Source organism: Kribbella sp. NBC_01505, from assembly GCF_045040285.1.
Taxonomy (GTDB): domain Bacteria; phylum Actinomycetota; class Actinomycetes; order Propionibacteriales; family Kribbellaceae; genus Kribbella.
In genome coordinates, this window is the sequence record NZ_CP109425.1 from 2,997,516 (window position 1) to 3,017,501 (window position 19,986).

The window sequence follows — 19,986 nt, forward strand, 5'->3', positions numbered from 1 at the left end:
TCAGCCCAGTACGTCGGTGGCGCGGTGACTGCGGTCGACGCCCGCCAGCAGCATCGTCACGCCGTCGGAGTTCTTGGTGCGCAGCGGCAGGATCTCCTGGTACGCCGGTGATGCGTACCAGCCCTGGGCACTCGCTTCGTCGGGAAACGCGATCACGATCAGGGTCCCGGCCCACTCGCCCTCCACGGGCTCCGGCTGATTGCCGTGGATGATGAAGTGGCCGTCGTACGGCGCGAGTGTGGAGTCGATGCGCTCCAGGTACTCGACGATGTCCGGGCCGACGTTGACGTTCTGCAGGTTGGCGATCGCATAGTGCGTCACTGGTGCCTCCTCGGTGGTTCCTGGTGGCACCAGCCTCGGGCGTTGGAGGTCGTTTCGGCGATTACCTCGGACGTCATCGTGGATGGTTGATCTGCTGTCGACGTACAGTCGATGGCATGTCTGTCACAGGGGGAACGCCTTCCAGGCCCGCCGGGGAGGTGGAGGAGCACGTCGGTCCGTACCGGCTGATCCGCCGCCTCGGTCAAGGTGGCATGGGTGTCGTCTACCTGGCAGAGGGACCGGATCTGCAGGAGGTCGCACTCAAGGTGCTGCGGCCGCATGTCGCGCACGACGAGACCGCGCGCGCCCGGTTGCAGCGCGAAGCCACCACACTGCAGAAGGTGAGCCACCCCGGTGTGGCGGGCATCCTCGATCACGACCTGGAGTCCGAGCGGCCGTATCTGGTGACGCGGTTCGTCCCCGGCCGTCCACTGGACGAGCAGGTCGACGACCGTGGCCCGCTGACTCCGCGCAGGTGGCTCCCGCTAGCCGGCTGCCTGGCCGAGTCGCTGCAGGCGATCCACCTCGCCGGAGTGATCCACCGCGACCTCAAGCCCGGCAACGTGATGATGCTGAACGGCAAGCCGGTGATGATCGACTTCGGCATCGCCCAGGCCGCCGACGACCTCCGGCTGACGCAGACCGGTCTCGTGATCGGTACGCCGGGCTATCTGGCACCAGAGCTCATCGAAGGCGAGATGGTCTCCGAGTCCGCCGACTGGTGGGGCTGGGCGGCCACAGTGACCTTCGCTGCCACCGGGCGACGCCCGTTCGGCAAGGGCCCCTTCGAAGCCGTCCTGCACCGCGTCCACACCGGCCAGGCGGACCTTGAGGGTCTGGACCCACGACTCAAGACTCTCCTGGCTGCGGCTCTGGCCCCGAAGAAACAGGACCGTCCCACCCAGGCCGAGATCATGACCGGCCTCACCCGCTACGCCGAGGGCCGCGACGCTCTGCCCCCACGCACAGCATCTGTCGCCGACACCGTCCAGATGCATCCGCCCACGCGCCAAATGACCCGCGTGATGCCAACTGACACCCCGGACCCAGTCGACCCCGACCCGTCCCCCACCGAGGTAGCCGGCCTCGTCCCCCCAGTCATCCCACCGCTCTCCGCCTTCTCCCCCCTAGCCAACAAGGTCCGAGACGCAGCCGCCACCCGCAAAGCCACCAGAGCCGCCGCCGCAGCAGCCGCCGGAACCGCAGCGGGCGCGGGCACTGCAGCTGCTGCCGGTGGTGCTGCAACTGCAGGTGGTACTGCTGCTGCAGGTGTTCCTGTGACAGGTCCCTTTGGCACGCCACCGATGACACATCCGGCGCCTTACAGCCCGGCACCGGTTGCTGCTGCTCCTGGGGTGACGGTGCCTTATCAGCACGCGCCTCAGCCAGTGGCGCCGTACCAGCCTCCCTCGAGAGACGTGTCGCCGTACAAGGCTCCGTCGAAGGACGTCTCGCCGTACCAGCAGCCGGGCCAGGCAGTGGAACCACACCGGGCTCCGGCCACAGGACGCCGTACGGCGGTAGTGGTCGGACTGATGGTCGGGTTGACCGGACTGATCGCGCTCTACCCGTTGCTGGGCGCACTGGCGGCGATTGTGTTGTTTGTGGTTGCACGGACAGTCGACCGCGGCAGTACGGCGTTGATGCGCCGCCGCCAGGTCCGCGGCCGCTCCGGTCGCTCGGACGGTGTCGTCGCCGTCGCCTCGTCACCCGTGCAGCTGGTGACCGCCGGACTGATCACTCTGGTCTGTCTGATCCTGCCGCTGGTAGTGGGTGCGATCGTAGGCGGCGTCGTCACCGGCGTCACCGCCACCGCGCGCAGCCTCGACTGGCAGCCCTTGTCAGCCATCGGTTTCGGCTCCGCCGGCCTGGCTGCCCTCTTCACGGCTTGGTGGGGACCCGGCGGCAACTCCCTGCGCCGCGGCGCGCACATCACTGCCCGGAACATCTTCCGACCGCGCTGGCTCGCGACGGCGGTAGCGATCGTCGCCCTGGGCGTCGGCGGCTACACGTTCTACGAAGCCTCGCGCGGCGCCGGCTCCGACTGGGCCCGCAACCCCACCGAGGGCGCCACCATCGAACGCCCCACCCTCGGCGACCTGCGCCACGCACCGCTCATCCGCGACATCCCCATCATCGGCATCAACTAAGGCCGCTGTCTCACAGCCACGGCCAGCGGGTTCGCGGCTCGCCGTCGGCCAGCGTCACGGCGTACTCATCGGCCGGACCGAACTCCTGCAGAGGCGAGCGCTTCGCATCGTTGAGGTGCGCCTCGGTCTCAGCAATCAACGCCTGGACCCTCCGACGCGGTACGCCGTGCCTGCCGACCAGCAGCGCCCTCAGCTCGACCAGCCACGCCTCGTCCTCGTTGGCCGGAGCGGGCTCGGTGTCATCGCGGACAAACGCCCAGCCCAGCAGCGCAAGGCCGACCCCGACCAGGACTGGCGTCGGAAACCGGCCAATGCTGTTGGTGGGAAGCAAAGTGAAGGCCAGTGCGGCAGTGACGCCGAGGCCGAGCGCCTCGCACCACGCCCGCACCAACACGCCGGTACGACGACCATCCCCGCGCATCGTGTGCACGACGTACTTGGCCCGGACGCTCGCCGCGATGAACAGCACCCAACCGATGCCTCCGGCGACTGTCACCGACAGCATCAGCCCTTCGGCGATCCACAGGAAGACGCCGATCACCGTGAAGGACAAGCCCACCTGGGCAATCGTCTCGGACCTGCGCTCAGCACTGTTGTAGCCGAACCGGTCGATATCCGCCCGCTCCGCCGGCGACTGCCGTTCCTGGATAACTGTGATCGCGAACTGATCGGGATCACCGAATGCTGCCCGCGCCGTCTCACCACTGTCCGCGCAGTGCTGTGCGACCTCAGCCAGAACCTCGTCGGCCGTCTGCCTACTGACACCGCCGCCTGCGAGCTTCAACCGCACCCGCGCATCCCAAACGACTGCGTCCTTGTCCACGTCCCCGCTCACCATGCTCATCTCCCTGCCCTCTCCGTCTGTGTGATCAGACGCTCCATCGCCCCCGAAAAGTCGTGCCACAGCGCCGCGTCGGCACGCACCCGCTCGCGTCCCGCGTCGGTCAGCCGATAGACCTTCCGACCCGGACCGCCTTGGCCGGCGACCCAGTTCGCCTCGATCAGCCCGCCGTTCTCCATCCGGCCGAGCACCGGATACAGCGCGCCCGCCTTGATGTCCCCCAGCCCCAGCTCAGCGATCCGCTGAATCAACGCGTAGCCGTGCAGCTCCCCCTCAACCAGCACAGCCCCTACTACCAACTCCACCGTTCCCCGCAGCCAACCCGACGACGAGTCGCCCACTACTACCGCCTCCCGCTACTCCGGATTCCCAACTAATCTGATTTCAGACTAGCTACACGAACGTTCCGACACAAGCCTGATTCGGGGAGCGCGATCGCGGCAGGTGATCGGTCGCGGTGGCTGAGGACTTTGCCTGGCCAGGAACCCCGCCGTCCCGAGGGCGCTCGTCCCGTCCGTCCGCTCGGATTCGGCCGGCGACGTACGCGGTGGCTGGTCGCCGCTGCGGCCGGATTTACGGAGACGGGTGGCTGGGGCGGTCTGTGGCTGAGGGGGATGGTGCGGTCGGCGACCGCGGTTCCCGTCGCTTGTGGCTGACGGGCTGCGGCTGGGCTGGTGGTGAGGAGGTCGGGTAGGTGATCCGCCGCGGGGGTTGCTGCTGGGCAGATCGGGTGGCCGGATCTTTGGCTTTGCGGGGAGCTACTGCCGCTGAGAGACAGCAGATCCCCGCAAAGACGCACAGAACCCGGCCAACCGGGGGTCGACCCACCCCACCACTCCCCGCCGCTCTTTGGGCACGAACACCCACTTTGGGAAGCCACCAACCATTTCGGCGGGCCTGGAACGGTTGGTGGGCTCCCAAAGATGATCCCCGCGCCCAAAGGTGGGTGGGCTGCTCTTTGGGCACGAAGACCCACTTTGGGAAGCCACCAACCATTTCGGCGGGCCTGGAACGGTTGGTGGGCTCCCAAAGATGCGCGGCGTGCACAAGGGTGGGGCTCTTTGGGCGACCAGCATGCCGGCCGAGGCGTGTGTCGGCTGCCCGGGATGGGCAGCCGACGGGAGGTCAGAGTTGGACCATTTGGGAGCGTTCGGGGCCTACGCCGATGGCGGAGATGCGGGCGCCGCTGAGGGATTCGACGGCGCGGACGTAGGACTGGGCCTGCTTGGGGAGGTCTTCGAAGGTGCGGCAACCGGTGATGTCTTCGGACCAGCCGTCGAACTCTTCGTAGATGGGGGTGGCGTGGTGGAAGTCGGTCTGGGTCATCGGCATCTCGTCGTGGCGGACGCCGTTGACCTCGTACGCGACGCAGACCGGGATCTTCTCGCGGCCGGTGAGGGTGTCGACCTTGGTGAGGACGAAGTCGGAGACGCCGTTCACGCGGGCCGCGTAGCGGGCGATCACCGTGTCGTACCAGCCACAGCGGCGTGGGCGACCGGTCGTCGTACCGAACTCGAAGCCCTGCTGCCGCAGCCACTCGCCGTCGGCGTCGAGCAGCTCGGTCGGGAACGGGCCTTCGCCGACGCGGGTCGTGTAGGCCTTGACGACCGCCATCACGCGGTCGATGCGGGTCGGCGGGATGCCGGTGCCTGTGCAGGCGCCGGCGGAGATCGCGTTCGACGAGGTGACGAAGGGGTAGGTGCCGTGGTCGACGTCCAGGAGTGTCGCCTGGCCGGCCTCCATCAGCACGGTCTTGCCGTCGTCGAGCGCCTTGTTCAGCAGCAGGCTGGTGTCGGCCACCATCGGGCGGAGGCGCTCGGCGTACGAGAGCAGTTCGTCGAGGACCTCGCGGATCTCGACCGCTCGCCGGTTGTAGACCTTCACCAGCAGCTGGTTCTTCTGCTCCAGCGCCCCGGCGACCTTCTGCTCCAGGATCTTCTCGTCGTACAGGTCCTGGACGCGGATGCCGATCCGGTTCATCTTGTCGGCGTACGTCGGCCCGATACCGCGGCCCGTGGTTCCGATCTTGCGGCTGCCGAGGAACCGCTCGGCCACCTTGTCCAGCGTGCGGTTGTACGGCGGGATCAGGTGCGCGCTCGCACTGATCACCAACCGGGACGTGTCGACGCCACGCGCCTGCAGCGCGTCCAGCTCCTCGAACAGCACACCGAGGTCGACGACGACCCCGTTGCCGATCACCGGCGTCACCCCGGGTGTCAGGATGCCGCTCGGCAGCAGGTGCAGCGCGTACTTCTCGCTGCCGATCACGACCGTGTGGCCGGCGTTGTTGCCGCCGTTGAACTTCACCACGTAGTCGATGACCTCGCCCGTGTTGCCGAGCAGATCGGTCGCCTTACCCTTGCCCTCATCGCCCCACTGGGCGCCGACGAGCACGATTGCGGGCATCTCAGCCCTCCTCTTCACGCGCCGGCCCGCGGCCCTCACGACGTGCGGCAGCCGGACGCTGGAAACGGTGAAGCCCGGAGACGTTCACCGCCAATTCACGCGGCAACGCACCCAGGCTCTTACGACCGAAGCTTACCGGAACCCGGTCCACTCGCTGAGTTCATCGTTGGAACCTCTGGAACGACCACTTCAAGTAAGTGTTTCATCACGTAACGGGTTGCCAATTTCCGTGATCACGTGCACACTCTTAGTCAGCGGCCCGCCGAAACTGCCGCAGGGGACGGTTCCGGCGGGCCGCTTCCTCATTTCCTTTGAGGAAGCAGTCTCATTTCCTTGAGGAAGCAGTCTTATGCCCTGGCTCGCCGACTACTTCCGGGCCACATAGATCACGTACGGCGGGGACGTCCGCTCCACGGGCATCCGGTCCTGATCGGGCCCGCCGTAGTCCGCCGGTAGCGTCGGCTCGACCAGCCCGACCTCGCGGAATCCGGCCGCGCGCAACCGGTCCAGCTGCGCGTCCTTCGGCCAGTGGTAGTCGACCAGACTGACCGGCTCCGCACCCGGCCTGGCCAGTCGCATCTCGATCGCCTCGCCCGCTGCGTACGCGCGCCCGGCCTCGCCGTACCGGCCGATCTCGAAAGGCACACCGATCGAATCCGGATTAACGTCGAGCACCGCGTAGGTCGCCCCCGGACGCAGCACCCGGTAGACCTCGGAAACAATGTTCTGAATGATTTCGGCGTCCGGAATACAGACGAAGACGAAACTCGAGATCGCCGCGTCGATCCCGTCGTCCGGCAGCTCGAGCCGCTGGTCGTCGCCGATCACCTGGTACGAGATCCGCGGGTCCTGGCGCTTGCTCCGGGCGACCTTCAGCATGCTCGGCGACCGGTCGGCGGCGATCACCGAAACGTCATGGCCCCGCAGGATCTCCGCGGCAACCCGGCCGGTCCCGGCCCCGTAGTCGAGCACGGTGCGGCACCCGGGCTCAGCGAGGCCGGCCTGCTCGAACAGAGCCGCCCAGGCGAAGGCCCGTTCGCGGACCGGCTCGTAGTCCTCGTAGCTCTCGGCAACCTCGAGCAAATTCCAGTCGGTCGACATTCTTCGACGATACGCAGCAATTCCGGCGGCCTTCCGAAATTGCCCGATCGTGCAATCAGCCGATACCTTCCGGGTTCGAGCCGAGCCATTCCTGCACCCGCCGGTCGGCCTCTTCGCGGGACACGTCCTCGACCTTCGTCAGGATCGCCCAGCGGTGGCCGAACGGATCGATCAGCGACCCGAACCGGTCCCCGGTCATGAAGGTCTGCACCTCCTCCACCGGCTTCGCCCCGGCCGCGATCGCCTTCGCGCACGTCGCGTCCACGTCCGGCACGTAGTGCACCAGCGACGAGTGCACCCACTCACCGTTCGGCGCCTGCAGCCCGAGCTGCGGCATCTGGTCGCTGAGCTGCAGCATCGAGTTCCCGATCAGCAGCTCGGCCTGGCCGACCCGACCGTCCGGCAGGTCCTGCCTGCTGATCACCTGCGCCCCGAACACCTCCTGGTAGAAGGCGATCGCCTTCGCCCCGTCCGGCACCGCCAGGTACGGCGTGAGCGAGTGATAACCGTCGGGGATGGGGTTGACTACGCTGTTTTTGTCGGTGTCCGTCGTCATGCTGTTAGTCAACCCGCCGACCACCCGACCGGTCTTGTAAGAAAGCGACAGCCACCCATGCGCCAGCCCGAAGACAGCGAGAAGGGCATCCTGCATCCCCGCGAGCAGGCCCGGCACCGCACGCTGAGCCGGCTCGCTCCCGGTCCCGGCGCCGAACGCTTCGTGGAGTGGTACTGGATCGTCGAGTGGGATCTGGACGAGCCCTACACCGCCGAGGTGCTGCCGTTCCCCAGCGTGAACGTCACCTTCGAGCAGCCCGGCGGTGCGTTCGTGAACGGCGTCTACACGCGCAAGTTCGAGCGACAGCTCACCGGCCGCGGCCGCGTGTTCGGAGCGAAGTTCTGGGCTGGTGGATTCGGCGCGATCACCGGGCTGGATGTCGGTTCGCTGAGCGACCAGGTGCTGCCGATCTCCGCAGTCTTCCCCGATGGCGATCGGCTGGCGGATCTCGTGTTCGCCGAGGAGTCCGACGTACGGCGTCGCGCCGTGTTCGAGGCGTTCCTCCGTGATCACCTGTCGCCGCCGGACCCGTCGTACGAGCTCGTCCGCGACATCGTCACCGCCATGGCCACGGACCGCTCGCTGGCCCGGGTCGACGAGGTCACCGAGCGCTTCGACGTACCGATCCGGACCCTGCAACGCCTCTTCCGTCGGTACGTCGGAGTCGGGCCCAAGTGGGTCCTCCGTCGGTACCGGCTGCACGACGGCGCCGAGCTGCTGGCCCGCGGCGAAGTCACCGAGCTCGCCGGGCTGTCGGCCGCGCTCGGGTACTTCGACCAGGCCCATTTCTCGAAAGAGTTCAAGCAGCAGATCGGCCTGACACCGGCCGAGTACGCGGTCCGGGCCGCCCTCGGCGCCCAGATCAGCCACCGCTGACAGGCGCACCTCGCCCGCCCTGGCACAACGGCGGATGAATCCTTTCAAACAAGGTCGCGGAGCTCTTGACACCCGCTCCGCGGCGTCCGTACCGTGCCCGGCGTGAGTAGTTAACACTTCTTCCCGGTGAATTCACGTCATTCGACGGTATTTCCGGAGCTCAGGAGGAACCGTGGCATCCGTATTCGAGCGTCCCCTGCCCCGCCGCAGACTCCTGCAACTGATGGGCGGTGCGGCAGCTGTCGGCGCGCTCGCGGCCTGCGGGAACGGTTCGTCCGGAAGCGGCGGCGGCCGGCTGAAGGTGATCGGCGCGGGCAGTCAGGAAGCCGGCCTTCGCAAGGCGCTGGAGGAGTACAAGGCGAAGAACGCCGACTTCGACTTCAACCTGTCGTTCTCACCCGCCGATCAGCTGCAGACCTCGCTGCGGGCGCAGTTGGCGGCCGGCAACGCCCCGGACCTGCACGCGGTCTACCCCGGCAACGGCAGCGCGATGTCGATGGTCCAACTCAGCAAGGCGAATCTGCTCGCGGACCTGAGCGACCAGGCCTGGACGCAGAAGATCCCCACCGGGTTCAAAGGCGCCTATCAGCAGGACGGCAAGACCTACATCTTCTCGCCAGGCACCAGCGTGCTCGGTGCGATCTACAACAAGCCGGCCTTCGCCGCCGCCGGGGTGCAGCCGCCGACGACTTGGAGCGAGCTGCTGACAGTGTGCGAAGCCTTGAAGAAGAAGGGCATCGTGCCACTGGCGCTCGGTGCGCAGACCCCATGGGTGACGCAGCTGATCAACTACGCCTTGGTCCCCGGCACGGTCTACGCCAAGCAGCCCGACTTCGACGACAAGATGGCGGCGGGCTCGGCGAGCTTCGCGGGCTCGGGCTGGGCCGACGCGATGAACAAGTACCTGGAGCTGCAGAAGCGCGGCTACTTCAACGCCAACCCCAACGGTACGACGTACGAGCAGGCCACCTCGATGGTCGGCACCGGCAAGGCGGCGATGGCCGTCCAGGTCTCGGCTGTCCTGCAGGCTTATCGCGCCGCAGCGCCGAAGCCGGACGACCTCGGGATGTTCCCCTTCCCGGCGACCGACACCGTCGCGGACAACTGGATCCCCGGCGGCATCGTGGTCGGGATCGCGGTCAGCGCGAAGAGCAAGAAGGCCGAACAGGCCCGCAAGTTCATCGAGTTCTGCGGGCAACCGGAGGTCGTCAGCGCCTGGTCCGAAGCGGTCGCCTGCGTGCCCTTGTACTCCGACGGCGCGGCCAAGGTCGATCCGGTCCTGAAGCCCTTCCTGCCCTATCTCGCGGACAACAAGGCGGTCCCGTTCATGGACCAGCGCTGGCCGAACGCCGAGGTCCAGCCCACCCACTTCGCCGTCGTACAAGAGCTTCTCGGCGGCAGGACCACGGTCGACGGCGCTCTGAAGAAGATGGACGAGGCCTACCGGAAGACAGCATGACGCCGGTACGACGGTTTGGCGGGCGGGGCGGAATCGCGCCGCCCTGGTTGTTCGCGGTACCGGCGTTGCTGGTCTACGCGGTGATCATGCTCTACCCGAGCCTGGCCGGCGCCGGGTCGGCCTTCACCGACTGGTCCGGTGTCGGAGAGGAACGGTCATTCGTCGGCCTGGCCAACTTCGAGCAGTTGCTCCATGACGACCAGGCGCTGGGTGCGCTACGCAACACACTGCTGCTCACCGTCGCGATCGTGGTGGTGCAGAACGGTCTGGGGTTGTTGCTGGCTCTCGGGGTCCACACCACCATCAAGAGCCGGATGGTGCTGCGGGTGATCTTCTTCGCGCCGGTCGTGGTCAGTCCAGTGATGGTGTCGTTCTTGTGGAAGTACGTCTACAACCCGGCACCCGACGCCGGGCTCAACGCTGCACTCGGGGCGGTCGGCCTGGGCTCACTGCGGCAGGACTGGTTGGGGAACCCGTCGCTGGCAATCTGGTCGGTCGCCTTCACCGTGATCTGGCAGTGCGCCGGCTACTCGATGGTGATTTTCCTGGCCGGGTTGGAAGGCGTGCCGCCCGAGCTGCACGAGTCGGCCATGGTGGACGGCGCCGGAACGGTTGCCCGGTTCCGGCACATCACCTGGCCGCTGTTGGCACCGGCCGTGACGATCAACGTGATGCTGTCCACGGTCGGTGGACTGACGTTGTTCACGCAGATCATCGCGATGACGAACGGTGGTCCCGGCTACGCCACCGACACCTTGTCGACCGTGCTCTACAAACAGGCGTTCGTGTTCGGCAAGTTCGGCTACAGCACCGCTGTCGCGCTGGTGCTGGCGATCTTCGTCGCGGCGGTGTCCTTCGTCCAGATCGGCTACCTGCGTTCGAGGGAGACGGCCGCATGAGGACGGCGTACCGGCCGCGCACTTTCGTCCTGGAGCTCGTGATGGTGGCGGTCGCCATCGCCTTTCTGTTCCCCGTCTACGCGCTCGTCACGCTGGCGTTCAAGGATCCCGAGCAGATCGCGAACGCACCGCTGTCGCCGCCCGACCCACCATCGGTGGACAGCTTCGGTACGGCTTGGCAGTCGGCGTCACTCGGCTCGGCGCTGCTCAACAGCACGCTGATCACGGTGTCCAGCGTGCTTGCGCTGATCGTGCTCGGCTCACTGGCGGCCTACTTCCTCGCGCGCCGGGCCTCCCGGCTGAGCTACAGCCTCTACATCCTGTTCCTGGTGGGGATCATCCTGCCGTTCCAGCTCGGCATGATTCCGCTGTACCAGCTCGTCAACGACCTGGGTCTGCTCGGCACCTACCAGGGCATGATCCTCTTCTACACCGGGATCCAGCTGCCCTTCACCGTGTTCCTCTACACGGGTTTCATCCGGTCCCTGCCGGCCGACTACACCAACGCGGCGCTGATCGACGGAGCCTCGCACCTGCAGGCCTTCCGGCACGTGATTTTCCCGCTGTTGCGGCCGATCACCGGCACCGTGCTGATCCTCAACGCCGTGCACATCTGGAACGACTTCTTCACCCCGTTGCTCTACCTGGGCGGCTCCGGCCGCGAGACCGTGCCGGTCCGGATCTTTGCCTTCGTCAACGAATACACCTCCGACTACGGGCTGGTCGCGGCCGGGCTGGTGCTCGCCGCCCTGCCGATCCTGCTCGTCTTCCTGGTCCTGCAGCGCTATGTCATCCGTGGCTTCTCCAGTGGTCTGAAGGGATAACCGGTGACCGAAGATCTGAGACCCGCGGTGAGGCTGGCCCGACGCCGGTTCCTCACCCTCACCGGCGCCGCCACCGCGGTGGCGTTCGGTACCAACCTGCCGGGCTCCGCTCTGAAGCCTTCGGGCCGACTGACCGGCAGCCCGTTCGCACTCGGCGTCGCGTCCGGCGACCCGCTGCCCGATGCGGTCGTGATCTGGACCCGCCTGGCGCCGCGTCCGTTCGAGCCGCTGGGCGGAGCGCCGTACCGGAAGGTCGGTGTCGACTGGCAGGTCGCTGCTGACGAACACTTCCGCAAGATCGTGCGCAGCGGCCACGCCACCGCTCGGCCGGAGTTCGCGCACAGTGTGCATGTCGACGTACGGGGACTGCAGCCCGGCCGCCACTACTGGTATCGCTTCCGCGTCGACGGCTATCTCAGCCAGACCGGCCGCACCCGTACGGCGCCCGCGCCTGGTCAGCGCGGCGGGCACCTGACGCTTGGCGTGAGCTCCTGCCAGTCCTGGCCCGACGGGTACTACACGGCCCAGGGACATCTCGCAGACGAGGACGTCGACGCGGTGGTGTTCCTCGGCGACTACATCTACGAGTACGGCATCGCAGCGGCTGGCGGACTGCGCAATCTGACCGATCCGGTGCCGGACCAGTTCCGCACCGAGGCAGACACCCTCGACCGCTACCGCCTGCAGTACGCGCTCTACAAGTCGGACCCGAACCTGCAGGCGGCCCATCTGAACGCTCCCTGGATCACCACCTGGGACGACCACGAAGTACAGGACAACTACGCCGGACTGACGTCCAAGAACAACGCTCCGGTCGAAGACTTCCTCGTACGGCGTGCCAACGCGTACCGCGCGTACTGGGAACACCTGCCGCTGCGCGGACCGGCCCCACAGGGACCCGACTACTTGCTCTACCGCCGACTCACCTTCGGCAGGCTTGCCGAGCTGAGTGTGCTGGACACTCGGCAGTACCGCTCGGACCAGGCCGCCGGTGACGGCTGGAAGGCGGACTCCGACGCCCGCCGCGATCCGGCGCGAGTGTTGGCGGGACAGCAGCAGGCACAGTGGTTCCTGGCCGGTCTGCAGCGCTCGCGCGCTACCTGGAACGTGCTCGCCAACCAGGTGATCATGAGCCGGATGGATCTCGACCCGACCCCGGCGGACCTCTACAACATGGATGCCTGGGACGGGTACGGCGCCGAGCAGAAGGTGATGCTCGACGGCCTCGCTGCGAACCGGCACCGCAACCCGGTCGTCCTCACCGGCGATGTGCACGCGGGCTACGCGATGGACATGAAGCGCGACTTCGCCGATCCGTCCTCCCAGACCTACGGGGTGGAGGTCGTGCCGACCTCCTTCAGCAGTGGCGGCAATGGCGTCGACGTCTCGGCCAACGGCGAGAAGTTCCTGGCCGCGAACCCACATCTGAAGCTGGTCAACGAGAAGCGGGGCTACTCCGTGCTTCGGTTCGACGAGCGGGAACTGCGCATCGACTTCCGGGCGGTGCCCTACATCGACCGGCCCGGCGCACCGATCTCCACCATCCATTCGTTCGTGGTCGAGGCCGGCAACCCCGGTCTGAACACAGTGGAGGCAGCTCGATGAGGATGCGCGCGATCGTCGTACTGGCTGCGGTGGTTCTGGGTGCGGTTGCTCCTGGAAGCACGGATCGGCAGTCGTTGACCCTCACGGCCGATGTAGCCCAGGTCGCGGTGACACCGGCGCCGTGTTCGAAGGCGGGCTTCGAGTTGCGCTTCGGCAACACCGGAAAGACAGCTGTGTACGCCGATGCGTTCCTTGATGCCGGTACGTCGCTCACCCTGTCGCGCAAGCTGGTGTCGAGCTACCTGCCGCCCGGCTACACGCTGAAAGTCCCGATCACCGTCAACGCACCGCGGAGTACCGCACCGGGCAGCTACTCGATCACCGTCAAGGCCGGCAACCGGAAGCTCACGCTCCCGGTGCAGGTAGGCGAGCCGCCGATCAACACGACCGGCAACCTCGCTCGCTACGTGCCAGTCACAGCGTCCAGCGAACACCTCCCGGTGTACCCAGCCTGTGGCGCAGTCGACGGTGACCGATACTCCGAGCACTGGGCCAAGACCACCGGCTGGAACGACGCCACCAAAGGCACCTTCCCCGACTGGCTCCAAGTGACCTTCGACCAACCGCAGACCGTCGGCCGAGTCGACCTCTACACCCTCAACTCCAAGCAGTACCCCGCAGCCGGCTACGGCCTGAAGGACTGGGACGTCCAAGCCCAGGTCGCCGGCAACTGGCAGACCGTCGCCGAAGTCCGAGCCAACACTGCAGGCCTAAAGTCCTCCACCTTCACCCCCGTACTGGCCACCGCACTAAGAATCCGCACCCTGGCCGGCAACGAAGGCCCAACCTACTCAAGAATCGTAGAACTAGAGGCCTACGGAGGTTAGTCGCGCACCGTCATGGCCACATCAGCTTGATTCTGCCTCCCGCATGGACGTGCCAGAATCCGACGGAGCGTCGTCGGCTTGCGTTCACCATCGCCCGCTCCGCTTCGACGAAGCGCTGAGCCATGTCGGCAAGGGACAGATTCCCGGAGCCGAGGCAGAACAGGTGACCGGCCGCCAACGCGCTCAACTCGTGCTCCCGGTAGCGGATCCGCTGATCCTTCGTGAGCAACAGCCAGCCTCGCGAACACCCCTCGGCGATCCACTGCTCGTCGGCGACGTCGGCAGCATCATGTTCGTAGAAGTCAGCGATCAGATGGATCACCCAGCCGCGCTCCCGAAGGAGGGCTGCCGAGGCCTTACCGAGACTGCGATCGAAGAAGTACTCAGGCAGCTTGGCGGAGCACATCTTCAACTACGTTCGCGGGCAGGTCGAACTCCTCGGCAACAAGGCTGATCGATTCTCCGGTTCGCCACAGGGAAACCAGCGAATCGACTGGCACCTTGCTCTTCGCCAGTACCGGTGCGCCCCATCCGAACCTCGGATCGATGACCACCTCTGCCTGAGCTGGGTACTGCGGCAGGCGCAGCCGCGCTGGGCTGCCGGCCGAGTCCCAGCTGATGTAGGTCAAGTACTCCGCGATGACCTCGGAGAACGCAACCTGACGATCGCGGGCGTGGACGAGAGACTCATCCGCGACGCGAACGAACAGTCCGACTCCGTCACTGGCAATTCGCTCGCTTGCCAACGCGTAAGGGTCGTCGAACTCGGACCGGACCAGATCCGCCGCCCGGCGGATCTCCGGCATCGAGAATCCCAGCTCACGGAGCGTCCGCAGGACATAGGCCTCGATGATCCCGACGAAGGGAACCCGTGGCCATCCACGACGTTCAGGATGAACCGCGTGCACCAGCGACGGCCGCGCCCCACCCACCAGCCAACTGTCGAGGGTCGACTCCGGCATCTTGAGATACCTCGCCGCCTCTCGCGCCGTGAGGAGCGGTGTCTCATAGGTGTCCAGCATTGGCGCGCTCCTCTCACTACGTCCGAACGCTCGAGCCTTCTACACAAAGTGTCGCAGACCTCGTCGACAAAATACGTCAAGTCACCTCAACGGCGGCCGTCAGCAGGCTTCAAGGCCCTGGCCGATCCGACCACGATGGCCATCAGCACCGAAAAGAGCGCGGCGAGTAGTGCGACGGCGAAGCCGTGGTGGGGGCTCTGGGCGTCGACGATCCGGCCGGCCAGGGCTGCGCCGAGGGCGATGCCGGCGGCGCTTCCTGAGTTCATCCAGGTGAAGGCCTGGGTCAGTACGGTCGGCTCCACGGACGACTCGGTCATTACTGCGGAGAGGGTCTGGTAGGGCGCGATCGCCAGTCCTGGCAAGGCCAAGGCAACTCCGACAGCCCACGGCGCGTTGACGACAAGCAGAGGCACTGAGGCGATGGTCAGGACGGCCAGCGCGAGGACGAGCTGGCTCTCTGTTGCCATGCGCCATCGTCTGGCGCCATAGATGAGTCCGGCGAACAGACTGACCAGGCTGGTGATGCTGTACAGCGGACCTGCCAGGGCTGGGGTTCCACGCTCGACGGCATACGCAGTGACCGACACCTGCATGCTGCCGAAGAACAGTCCAATGCCAGTGGTGGTGGCAACCAGCGCGAGGAATCGCTTGTGTAGCAAGTGACTTGAGCTCACCTGCTGGCCACGTTCGACAGGCGGGGGTGCTGTACGACGCTGTGCGGCCAGTGTGAATCCGCCTGCCAACACTAGCCCGGTGGCGATCGCAGAACCGGCCACTGGGCTTGCCAACGAGCTGACCAGGCCGATCAGAGCCGGACCAACCAGGAAAGCCACACCGATACTCAAGGCCTCGAGCGCGAAGGCAGACGACAGCAGTGGTGAGCCACGCAAGGCGTATGACCACCGCGCTGAGGTCTGTGCACCTAGTTGCGGCAGTGATGAGCCAGCGAGGACACCCGCAGTGACGAGTGCCCAGAGTGGTGCATGCGAGACGGTCAGACCGACCAGGAGCGCGATCGTGAACGCGTGGGTCAGCAGGATGATGGGCAGCATGCGGGTCTGGCCGAAGCGGTCGATGAGGCGGGCGACCTGCGGACCGCCCACCGCTTCGGCGACGGCGAAGCCGCCGGTCACGGTGCCGGCGACGGCGTACGAGTTGGTGGATCCGTGGACCAGCCAGACGATGCCGAGGCCCGTCATGGCGATCCCGATGCGGGCCGGTGCGGCCGCGAGGTAGAACTTCCATGCCCCAGGAGTGCGGAGTGCTTGGGCATAGCTGAGCCGTCCGGTGAGTGCCGGCACGGTAAGGCCTTCCGCTGCCCGTCGGGGCGGGGACAGACCGTGGGCGTCCTGCTTCACCGGTCCGTCGAATCCGCCTACAACCGTCCAGTGTTGGCAGGAAGTGGGGACGCACACCGCCTGCCGGCTCTGTCAACGGGCAAAAATCATCGTTTCAGATTGACGTGCTCAGCTTACCGTCTCTCAGCACCGGCACGGAAAGACTCTGATCCACCTCCGCTGCGATCCGGACATCGTCGGGATAGCCGTACTGCGTGAGCTCGCGACCGCCGGCGCAGTCGTGCAGCACGGCGGGAAGCTCATCGGCCACCGCCTCGTAGGCCGCCACCGCCGCTCGGGCCTCCGGTGACAGCCCGTCGATCTCGAGTGCGCTCAGGAAGGCTCCTGCACCCCAGAGGTCCTCTACAGCTGGTCTCAGCGAGCCGTCCTGCCAGCGTTCCCCGGCGGCGATCGCCACGACCTTCAGGTTCGGGTCGGCGGCCAGACGCTCGTTGGCCCAGGCTGCGGCAGCCAGCCGGTTACGGAGGGAGACAGCGATGACCGTGGCGCCGCTGTCGCTGAGCTGCTGCACGATGGTCGAGCCGTTAGGTGACGGCAGCACCAGTCGGGTGACCCCGGTCGCCTGCCGGATGGTGGCCGGGGACAGGCTCACGTCGCCGGGGCCGGCTTGGGATCGGCCGACTGCCAGGTGAGCGTCGTACTGCTGGGCGTAGGCGACGGCCGTCTCGTCGCGCCAGCGATAGGGGTAGACGTCGATGCCGAGGTCGGCCGCGACGGTGACTGTGGTGGTGAACGACAGCACGTCGACGACGGCGACCAGATTGCCGGTGACCACGTCGGCGCCGACCGGACCCCAGTCGAAGCCGACGCGGAAACCTTGCTGGGAGTACGGGCTGGTCATCCGACGCATCCTGCCGTCAGGTGACCAGCCCGGCAAACCGGATTCAGGCCAGGGCGTCCGCGGCGGTCGCGGACGAGTCGCGCAGGAAGGTCGTGCAGCGTTCGGCCTCCTCGGTCTCGCCGATGATGCCGGCCGCCTTGCCGAGGACGGCCAGGCAGCGCAGGAAGCCGCGGTTCGGCTCGTGCTCCCACGGAACGGGGCCGTGGCCCTTCCAGCCGTTGCGCCGGAGCGCGTCCAGACCGCGGTGGTAGCCGGTCCGGGCGTAGGCGTAGGCCTCGATGGTGTTACCGGCGGCGAGGGCCGCCTCAGCCAGCGTCCCCCAGGCCAGTGAGGAGGCCGGGAACTTGGCCGCGGCCTCCACCGCGGGGGTCCCGGCGGCGAGTTCCGCCGCGGCCGGGTCCACTGGGAGTAGTGTCTCGGGTGGGCCTGAGAGCAGATTGTTCAATTCCATAAGCACATCTTCGCCGATCACGCCGCCGACCCGGCACGTGACCGTCTGGCGAAATCCGTTGACCGTTCACCGACCGGCCACGGATGCTTGAGACCCTTGCGTCAACACCGCCGTGGTTCCCAGCTACGGCCGGAAGGAGGCACCGGATGAGCGTCATAGTCCTGAACGCGTCGTACGAGCCGCTGCACACCGTCTCGATCCAGCACGCCATCCGGATGCTGGTCCGTGAGGTCGCAGTGGTGGAAGAGGCGCACGGCGAGAGATACATCGGCCCTTTTCCGGTGCCCAGAGTGCTGCGCCTGGTCCGCTACGTCGTCACCCACTGGCGCTACGCCGCCGGCCGGATGAAGTACTCCAAACACGGGGTCCTCCGCCGCGACAAGTTCCGCTGCGCCTACTGCGGCCTCGAGAACGCCAACACGATGGACCACGTCCAACCGAGGTCCCGAGGCGGCCGCACCGAGTGGCTCAATGCGGTCGCCGCCCACGCCTCGTGCAACGAGCGCAAGGGCAACCGGACCCCGGGCGAGGCCAACATGCCCCTCCTCTGGCAACCCTGGGTTCCAACCAGAGCCGAGCTCGTCATAGTCACATGACGGGCATTTTTTATGCCCTTTTCCAGGTCGTGGCGTCACCACCAGGTCGAGATCACCACGGTCGCTGACCGTCCGCACCTGGCCGGCGCCGCCCTGGATGCCGGCCCCTGGCCGGAGTTCATGCGGCACAACCGCGTCTCCGAGGCGTACTTCCACCGCACCCTCACCGCCTTCCCGAGCACCTGCCTGATCGCCACCACCCCCGACGGACAGGTCGTCGGGGATGCGCACGCCGTGCAGCTCGCCGCGCGGCCGGAGCTCCCGACCGGCGGCTGGGAGCAGGCAGTCGTCTGGGCCTTCGCCGACCTGCACAGCGGCGTCCGCCCGGACACCACCTGCGCGCTCAACATCAGCGTTGCCCACCACCTGCAAGGCCAAGGTCTGGCCGCTGCGCTGCTGTCCGCACTCCGCGAAGCAGCCGCCGACCTGGGGCACCACACTCTGCAAGCCCCCGTCCGCCCAAGCCAGAAGTCAGTCGAACCACGGACACCAATGGCCGAGTACGTCGCTCGCACGCGACCGGACGGTCTGCCGTACGACGCGTGGCTCCGGACGCATGCGCGGGCCGGCGGCGAGATCGTCGGGGTAGCGCCGGCGTCCTGGGTCGTGGCGGGGTCCCTCGCCGAGTGGCGCCGGTGGACTGGGTTGCCGTTCGACGCGAGCGGCGAGCTCGAGGTGCCGGGAGCGCTGACGACGGTTCGGTGTGCAGTCGCGCAGGATCAGGCGCTGTACGTCGAGCCGAACGTCTGGGTTCTCCACAGGTTGAAAGTTGTTGGCGGATCGAGGGTCTGATTGCTGCAACTTCTTGGGTATGAATCCTCAACTTGCGGTGATGGCCGGCCTTCGGGGCGGGGTGTTTCGCCGGGCGGACGCCCGGGCCTGTGGATATGACGACGCGGATATCGACTACTTACTGGCGACCGGTGGGTGGCGGCGGATCCGGCGCGGGACGTATGCGGAGCAGCGGGCGCTGACGGTCGTGACGCCAGAGGTCCTGTATCTCCGGCGTGTGCATCGCGCAGTGCTGGCCAGCGGTGGCCAGGTGTTCGCCAGCCATCAATCGGCGGCCGTGTTGCACGCGCTGCCGGTGTGGGGGCTCGACCTGTCGACCGTCCACGTGACCGCGCCCGCGGGGCGGAGCGGCCGGATCGGCAGTGTGTATCGGCACATTCGGGATCCGGTCGGTCCCGGCGTACTGATCTGGAACAAGTTGCCGATGGTGTCCGCGGCCCGCTCGGTCGCCGAGGTCGCGGCGATCGCACCGACAGCTCCGGCCATCGCCTTGGCCGACGCCGCTCTGTATGCCGGTCTCGCCACCAAACGCACCCTGCGCCGAGCCGCCGGCCTCCTCGAGTACGGCGGGGATCGGGCGCTCGGGGTCTTCGCCCACTGCCGGGGTTCAGCCTCGGTGGCCGAGTCGCGGCTGCGGTTCACGCTCCACGCGGCCGGGCTGCCCACCCCGGCGGATGCCTTGCCACCCCATGTCGAAGCGCCGGAGCTGGAGTCGGCCCTCTGGTTCCCCGAGCAACGCACCCTGGTCGAGTTCGAGCCCCGGATTCCCTACTGGTGCGAAGAGCTGGAAGAGGACGCGGAACAGCCCGCCCCTCTCCCGACCGCGGACGGTCCGCCGCCCGTGGAGAGGTGCTGGATCTCCTGGACCGACCTCGACCACCCGAAGGTCGTGCTCGACCGCATCACGAGCACGTTCGCCCGGGCGGCCCGCCGGACCGACATCCGGCACGTCGACTTCGCCCGGATGTGATCGAGGGGCCCATCGCGGTCAGCGATGAGCCCCTCGAACCAGATCTACCTCGAACCAGAAATTGCTTCAAAGCCAAGCCCTGGAAGGAGAA

At 67.1% G+C, this 19,986-nt stretch carries 21 protein-coding genes; 10 read left to right on the forward strand and 11 right to left on the reverse strand.

Features of this window, described 5'->3' with window-relative positions; genetic code table 11:
- Complete coding sequence (locus tag OG474_RS14065; RefSeq protein ID WP_405062712.1) at positions 1 to 321, reverse strand: DUF1330 domain-containing protein; 321 nt, start codon at positions 319 to 321, stop codon at positions 1 to 3.
- Positions 322 to 437: 116 nt separating this feature from the next.
- On the opposite strand from OG474_RS14065, the gene OG474_RS14070 reads away from it, so the two are divergent.
- Positions 438 to 2,471 (forward strand): protein kinase domain-containing protein, encoded by a 2,034-nt coding sequence (locus OG474_RS14070; protein WP_405062713.1) that lies wholly within the window; start codon positions 438 to 440, stop codon positions 2,469 to 2,471.
- Positions 2,472 to 2,481: 10 nt separating this feature from the next.
- Here the strand turns inward: OG474_RS14070 and OG474_RS14075 are convergent, their stop codons facing one another.
- The 5 genes from OG474_RS14075 to OG474_RS14095 all read right to left on the reverse strand — a co-directional run bounded on the left by OG474_RS14075 (position 2,482) and on the right by OG474_RS14095 (position 7,375).
- Entirely contained in the window at positions 2,482 to 3,309 is an 828-nt protein-coding gene (locus tag OG474_RS14075; protein WP_405062714.1) for a hypothetical protein, read from the reverse strand.
- A 2-nt stretch (positions 3,310 to 3,311) separates the two neighbouring features.
- A complete protein-coding gene (locus tag OG474_RS14080; protein ID WP_405062715.1) occupies positions 3,312 to 3,596 on the reverse strand; it encodes a PadR family transcriptional regulator in 285 nt (94 codons plus the stop codon).
- Between the two features lie 841 nt (positions 3,597 to 4,437).
- On the reverse strand, positions 4,438 to 5,718 hold the full coding sequence (locus OG474_RS14085) for an adenylosuccinate synthase (RefSeq protein WP_405062716.1): 1,281 nt from the start codon (positions 5,716 to 5,718) through the stop codon (positions 4,438 to 4,440).
- A gap of 366 nt (positions 5,719 to 6,084) precedes the next feature.
- Positions 6,085 to 6,819, reverse strand: a complete 735-nt coding sequence (locus tag OG474_RS14090; RefSeq protein WP_405062717.1) for a class I SAM-dependent methyltransferase — start codon at positions 6,817 to 6,819, stop codon at positions 6,085 to 6,087.
- Positions 6,820 to 6,874: 55 nt separating this feature from the next.
- A complete protein-coding gene (locus OG474_RS14095; RefSeq protein ID WP_405062718.1) occupies positions 6,875 to 7,375 on the reverse strand; it encodes a VOC family protein in 501 nt (166 codons plus the stop codon).
- A gap of 57 nt (positions 7,376 to 7,432) precedes the next feature.
- On the opposite strand from OG474_RS14095, the gene OG474_RS14100 reads away from it, so the two are divergent.
- The 6 genes from OG474_RS14100 to OG474_RS14125 all read left to right on the forward strand — a co-directional run bounded on the left by OG474_RS14100 (position 7,433) and on the right by OG474_RS14125 (position 13,865).
- Entirely contained in the window at positions 7,433 to 8,251 is an 819-nt protein-coding gene (locus tag OG474_RS14100; RefSeq protein WP_405062719.1) for a DUF6597 domain-containing transcriptional factor, read from the forward strand.
- Between the two features lie 172 nt (positions 8,252 to 8,423).
- Positions 8,424 to 9,710 (forward strand): ABC transporter substrate-binding protein, encoded by a 1,287-nt coding sequence (locus OG474_RS14105; RefSeq protein WP_405062720.1) that lies wholly within the window; start codon positions 8,424 to 8,426, stop codon positions 9,708 to 9,710.
- Positions 9,707 to 10,609: a carbohydrate ABC transporter permease gene (locus tag OG474_RS14110; RefSeq protein ID WP_405062721.1), complete on the forward strand. Its 903-nt coding sequence runs from the start codon at positions 9,707 to 9,709 to the stop codon at positions 10,607 to 10,609. Before OG474_RS14105 ends, OG474_RS14110 begins: the two co-directional genes overlap by 4 nt.
- Positions 10,606 to 11,433, forward strand: coding sequence for a carbohydrate ABC transporter permease (locus OG474_RS14115; protein ID WP_405062722.1), 828 nt, complete (start codon positions 10,606 to 10,608; stop codon positions 11,431 to 11,433). Before OG474_RS14110 ends, OG474_RS14115 begins: the two co-directional genes overlap by 4 nt.
- A 3-nt stretch (positions 11,434 to 11,436) precedes the next feature.
- A complete protein-coding gene (locus OG474_RS14120; protein WP_405062723.1) occupies positions 11,437 to 13,038 on the forward strand; it encodes an alkaline phosphatase D family protein in 1,602 nt (533 codons plus the stop codon).
- Positions 13,035 to 13,865 carry a discoidin domain-containing protein gene (locus tag OG474_RS14125; protein ID WP_405062724.1) on the forward strand — a complete coding sequence of 277 codons (831 nt, stop codon included), beginning with the start codon at positions 13,035 to 13,037 and terminating at the stop codon, positions 13,863 to 13,865. The genes OG474_RS14120 and OG474_RS14125 overlap by 4 nt, the downstream gene beginning before the upstream one ends.
- A gap of 10 nt (positions 13,866 to 13,875) precedes the next feature.
- On the opposite strand, the gene OG474_RS14130 is transcribed toward OG474_RS14125, so the two are convergent.
- The 5 genes from OG474_RS14130 to OG474_RS14150 form a co-directional block, all read right to left on the reverse strand.
- Entirely contained in the window at positions 13,876 to 14,271 is a 396-nt protein-coding gene (locus OG474_RS14130; RefSeq protein ID WP_405062725.1) for a hypothetical protein, read from the reverse strand.
- A complete protein-coding gene (locus OG474_RS14135) occupies positions 14,249 to 14,887 on the reverse strand; it encodes a DUF433 domain-containing protein (RefSeq protein ID WP_405062726.1) in 639 nt (212 codons plus the stop codon). The genes OG474_RS14130 and OG474_RS14135 overlap by 23 nt, the downstream gene beginning before the upstream one ends.
- A gap of 86 nt (positions 14,888 to 14,973) precedes the next feature.
- Entirely contained in the window at positions 14,974 to 16,188 is a 1,215-nt protein-coding gene (locus OG474_RS14140; RefSeq protein ID WP_405062727.1) for an MFS transporter, read from the reverse strand.
- Between the two features lie 151 nt (positions 16,189 to 16,339).
- On the reverse strand, positions 16,340 to 17,086 hold the full coding sequence (locus OG474_RS14145; RefSeq protein WP_405062728.1) for a 2-phosphosulfolactate phosphatase: 747 nt from the start codon (positions 17,084 to 17,086) through the stop codon (positions 16,340 to 16,342).
- A 43-nt stretch (positions 17,087 to 17,129) separates the two neighbouring features.
- Positions 17,130 to 17,537, reverse strand: coding sequence for a DUF3151 domain-containing protein (locus OG474_RS14150; RefSeq protein ID WP_405062729.1), 408 nt, complete (start codon positions 17,535 to 17,537; stop codon positions 17,130 to 17,132).
- Between the two features lie 146 nt (positions 17,538 to 17,683).
- Here OG474_RS14150 and OG474_RS14155 point away from each other — a divergent pair, with 146 nt between their 5' ends.
- Genes OG474_RS14155 through OG474_RS14165 form a run of 3 tightly spaced genes read left to right on the forward strand, consistent with a single transcriptional unit; the run spans position 17,684 to position 19,895 of the window.
- Positions 17,684 to 18,133 (forward strand): HNH endonuclease, encoded by a 450-nt coding sequence (locus tag OG474_RS14155; RefSeq protein ID WP_405062730.1) that lies wholly within the window; start codon positions 17,684 to 17,686, stop codon positions 18,131 to 18,133.
- Between the two features lie 12 nt (positions 18,134 to 18,145).
- Positions 18,146 to 18,925, forward strand: a complete 780-nt coding sequence (locus OG474_RS14160) for an N-acetyltransferase (RefSeq protein ID WP_405062731.1) — start codon at positions 18,146 to 18,148, stop codon at positions 18,923 to 18,925.
- Positions 18,926 to 18,944: 19 nt separating this feature from the next.
- Positions 18,945 to 19,895: a type IV toxin-antitoxin system AbiEi family antitoxin domain-containing protein gene (locus OG474_RS14165; RefSeq protein WP_405062732.1), complete on the forward strand. Its 951-nt coding sequence runs from the start codon at positions 18,945 to 18,947 to the stop codon at positions 19,893 to 19,895.
- Positions 19,896 to 19,986: the final 91 nt, after the last annotated feature.

Coding starts and splice junctions, on each gene's coding strand:
- OG474_RS14155 (WP_405062730.1), top strand. CDS start 17,684: ATGAGCGTCATAGTCCTGAACGCGTCGTACGAGCCGCTGCACACCGTC.
- OG474_RS14115 (WP_405062722.1), top strand. CDS start 10,606: ATGAGGACGGCGTACCGGCCGCGCACTTTCGTCCTGGAGCTCGTGATG.
- OG474_RS14130 (WP_405062725.1), bottom strand. CDS start 14,271: ATGTGCTCCGCCAAGCTGCCTGAGTACTTCTTCGATCGCAGTCTCGGT.
- OG474_RS14150 (WP_405062729.1), bottom strand. CDS start 17,537: ATGGAATTGAACAATCTGCTCTCAGGCCCACCCGAGACACTACTCCCA.
- OG474_RS14160 (WP_405062731.1), top strand. CDS start 18,146: ATGCCCTTTTCCAGGTCGTGGCGTCACCACCAGGTCGAGATCACCACG.
- OG474_RS14165 (WP_405062732.1), top strand. CDS start 18,945: ATGAATCCTCAACTTGCGGTGATGGCCGGCCTTCGGGGCGGGGTGTTT.
- OG474_RS14100 (WP_405062719.1), top strand. CDS start 7,433: ATGCGCCAGCCCGAAGACAGCGAGAAGGGCATCCTGCATCCCCGCGAG.
- OG474_RS14075 (WP_405062714.1), bottom strand. CDS start 3,309: ATGGTGAGCGGGGACGTGGACAAGGACGCAGTCGTTTGGGATGCGCGG.
- OG474_RS14125 (WP_405062724.1), top strand. CDS start 13,035: ATGAGGATGCGCGCGATCGTCGTACTGGCTGCGGTGGTTCTGGGTGCG.
- OG474_RS14135 (WP_405062726.1), bottom strand. CDS start 14,887: ATGCTGGACACCTATGAGACACCGCTCCTCACGGCGCGAGAGGCGGCG.
- OG474_RS14070 (WP_405062713.1), top strand. CDS start 438: ATGTCTGTCACAGGGGGAACGCCTTCCAGGCCCGCCGGGGAGGTGGAG.
- OG474_RS14095 (WP_405062718.1), bottom strand. CDS start 7,375: ATGACGACGGACACCGACAAAAACAGCGTAGTCAACCCCATCCCCGAC.
- OG474_RS14110 (WP_405062721.1), top strand. CDS start 9,707: ATGACGCCGGTACGACGGTTTGGCGGGCGGGGCGGAATCGCGCCGCCC.
- OG474_RS14085 (WP_405062716.1), bottom strand. CDS start 5,718: ATGCCCGCAATCGTGCTCGTCGGCGCCCAGTGGGGCGATGAGGGCAAG.
- OG474_RS14145 (WP_405062728.1), bottom strand. CDS start 17,086: ATGACCAGCCCGTACTCCCAGCAAGGTTTCCGCGTCGGCTTCGACTGG.
- OG474_RS14090 (WP_405062717.1), bottom strand. CDS start 6,819: ATGTCGACCGACTGGAATTTGCTCGAGGTTGCCGAGAGCTACGAGGAC.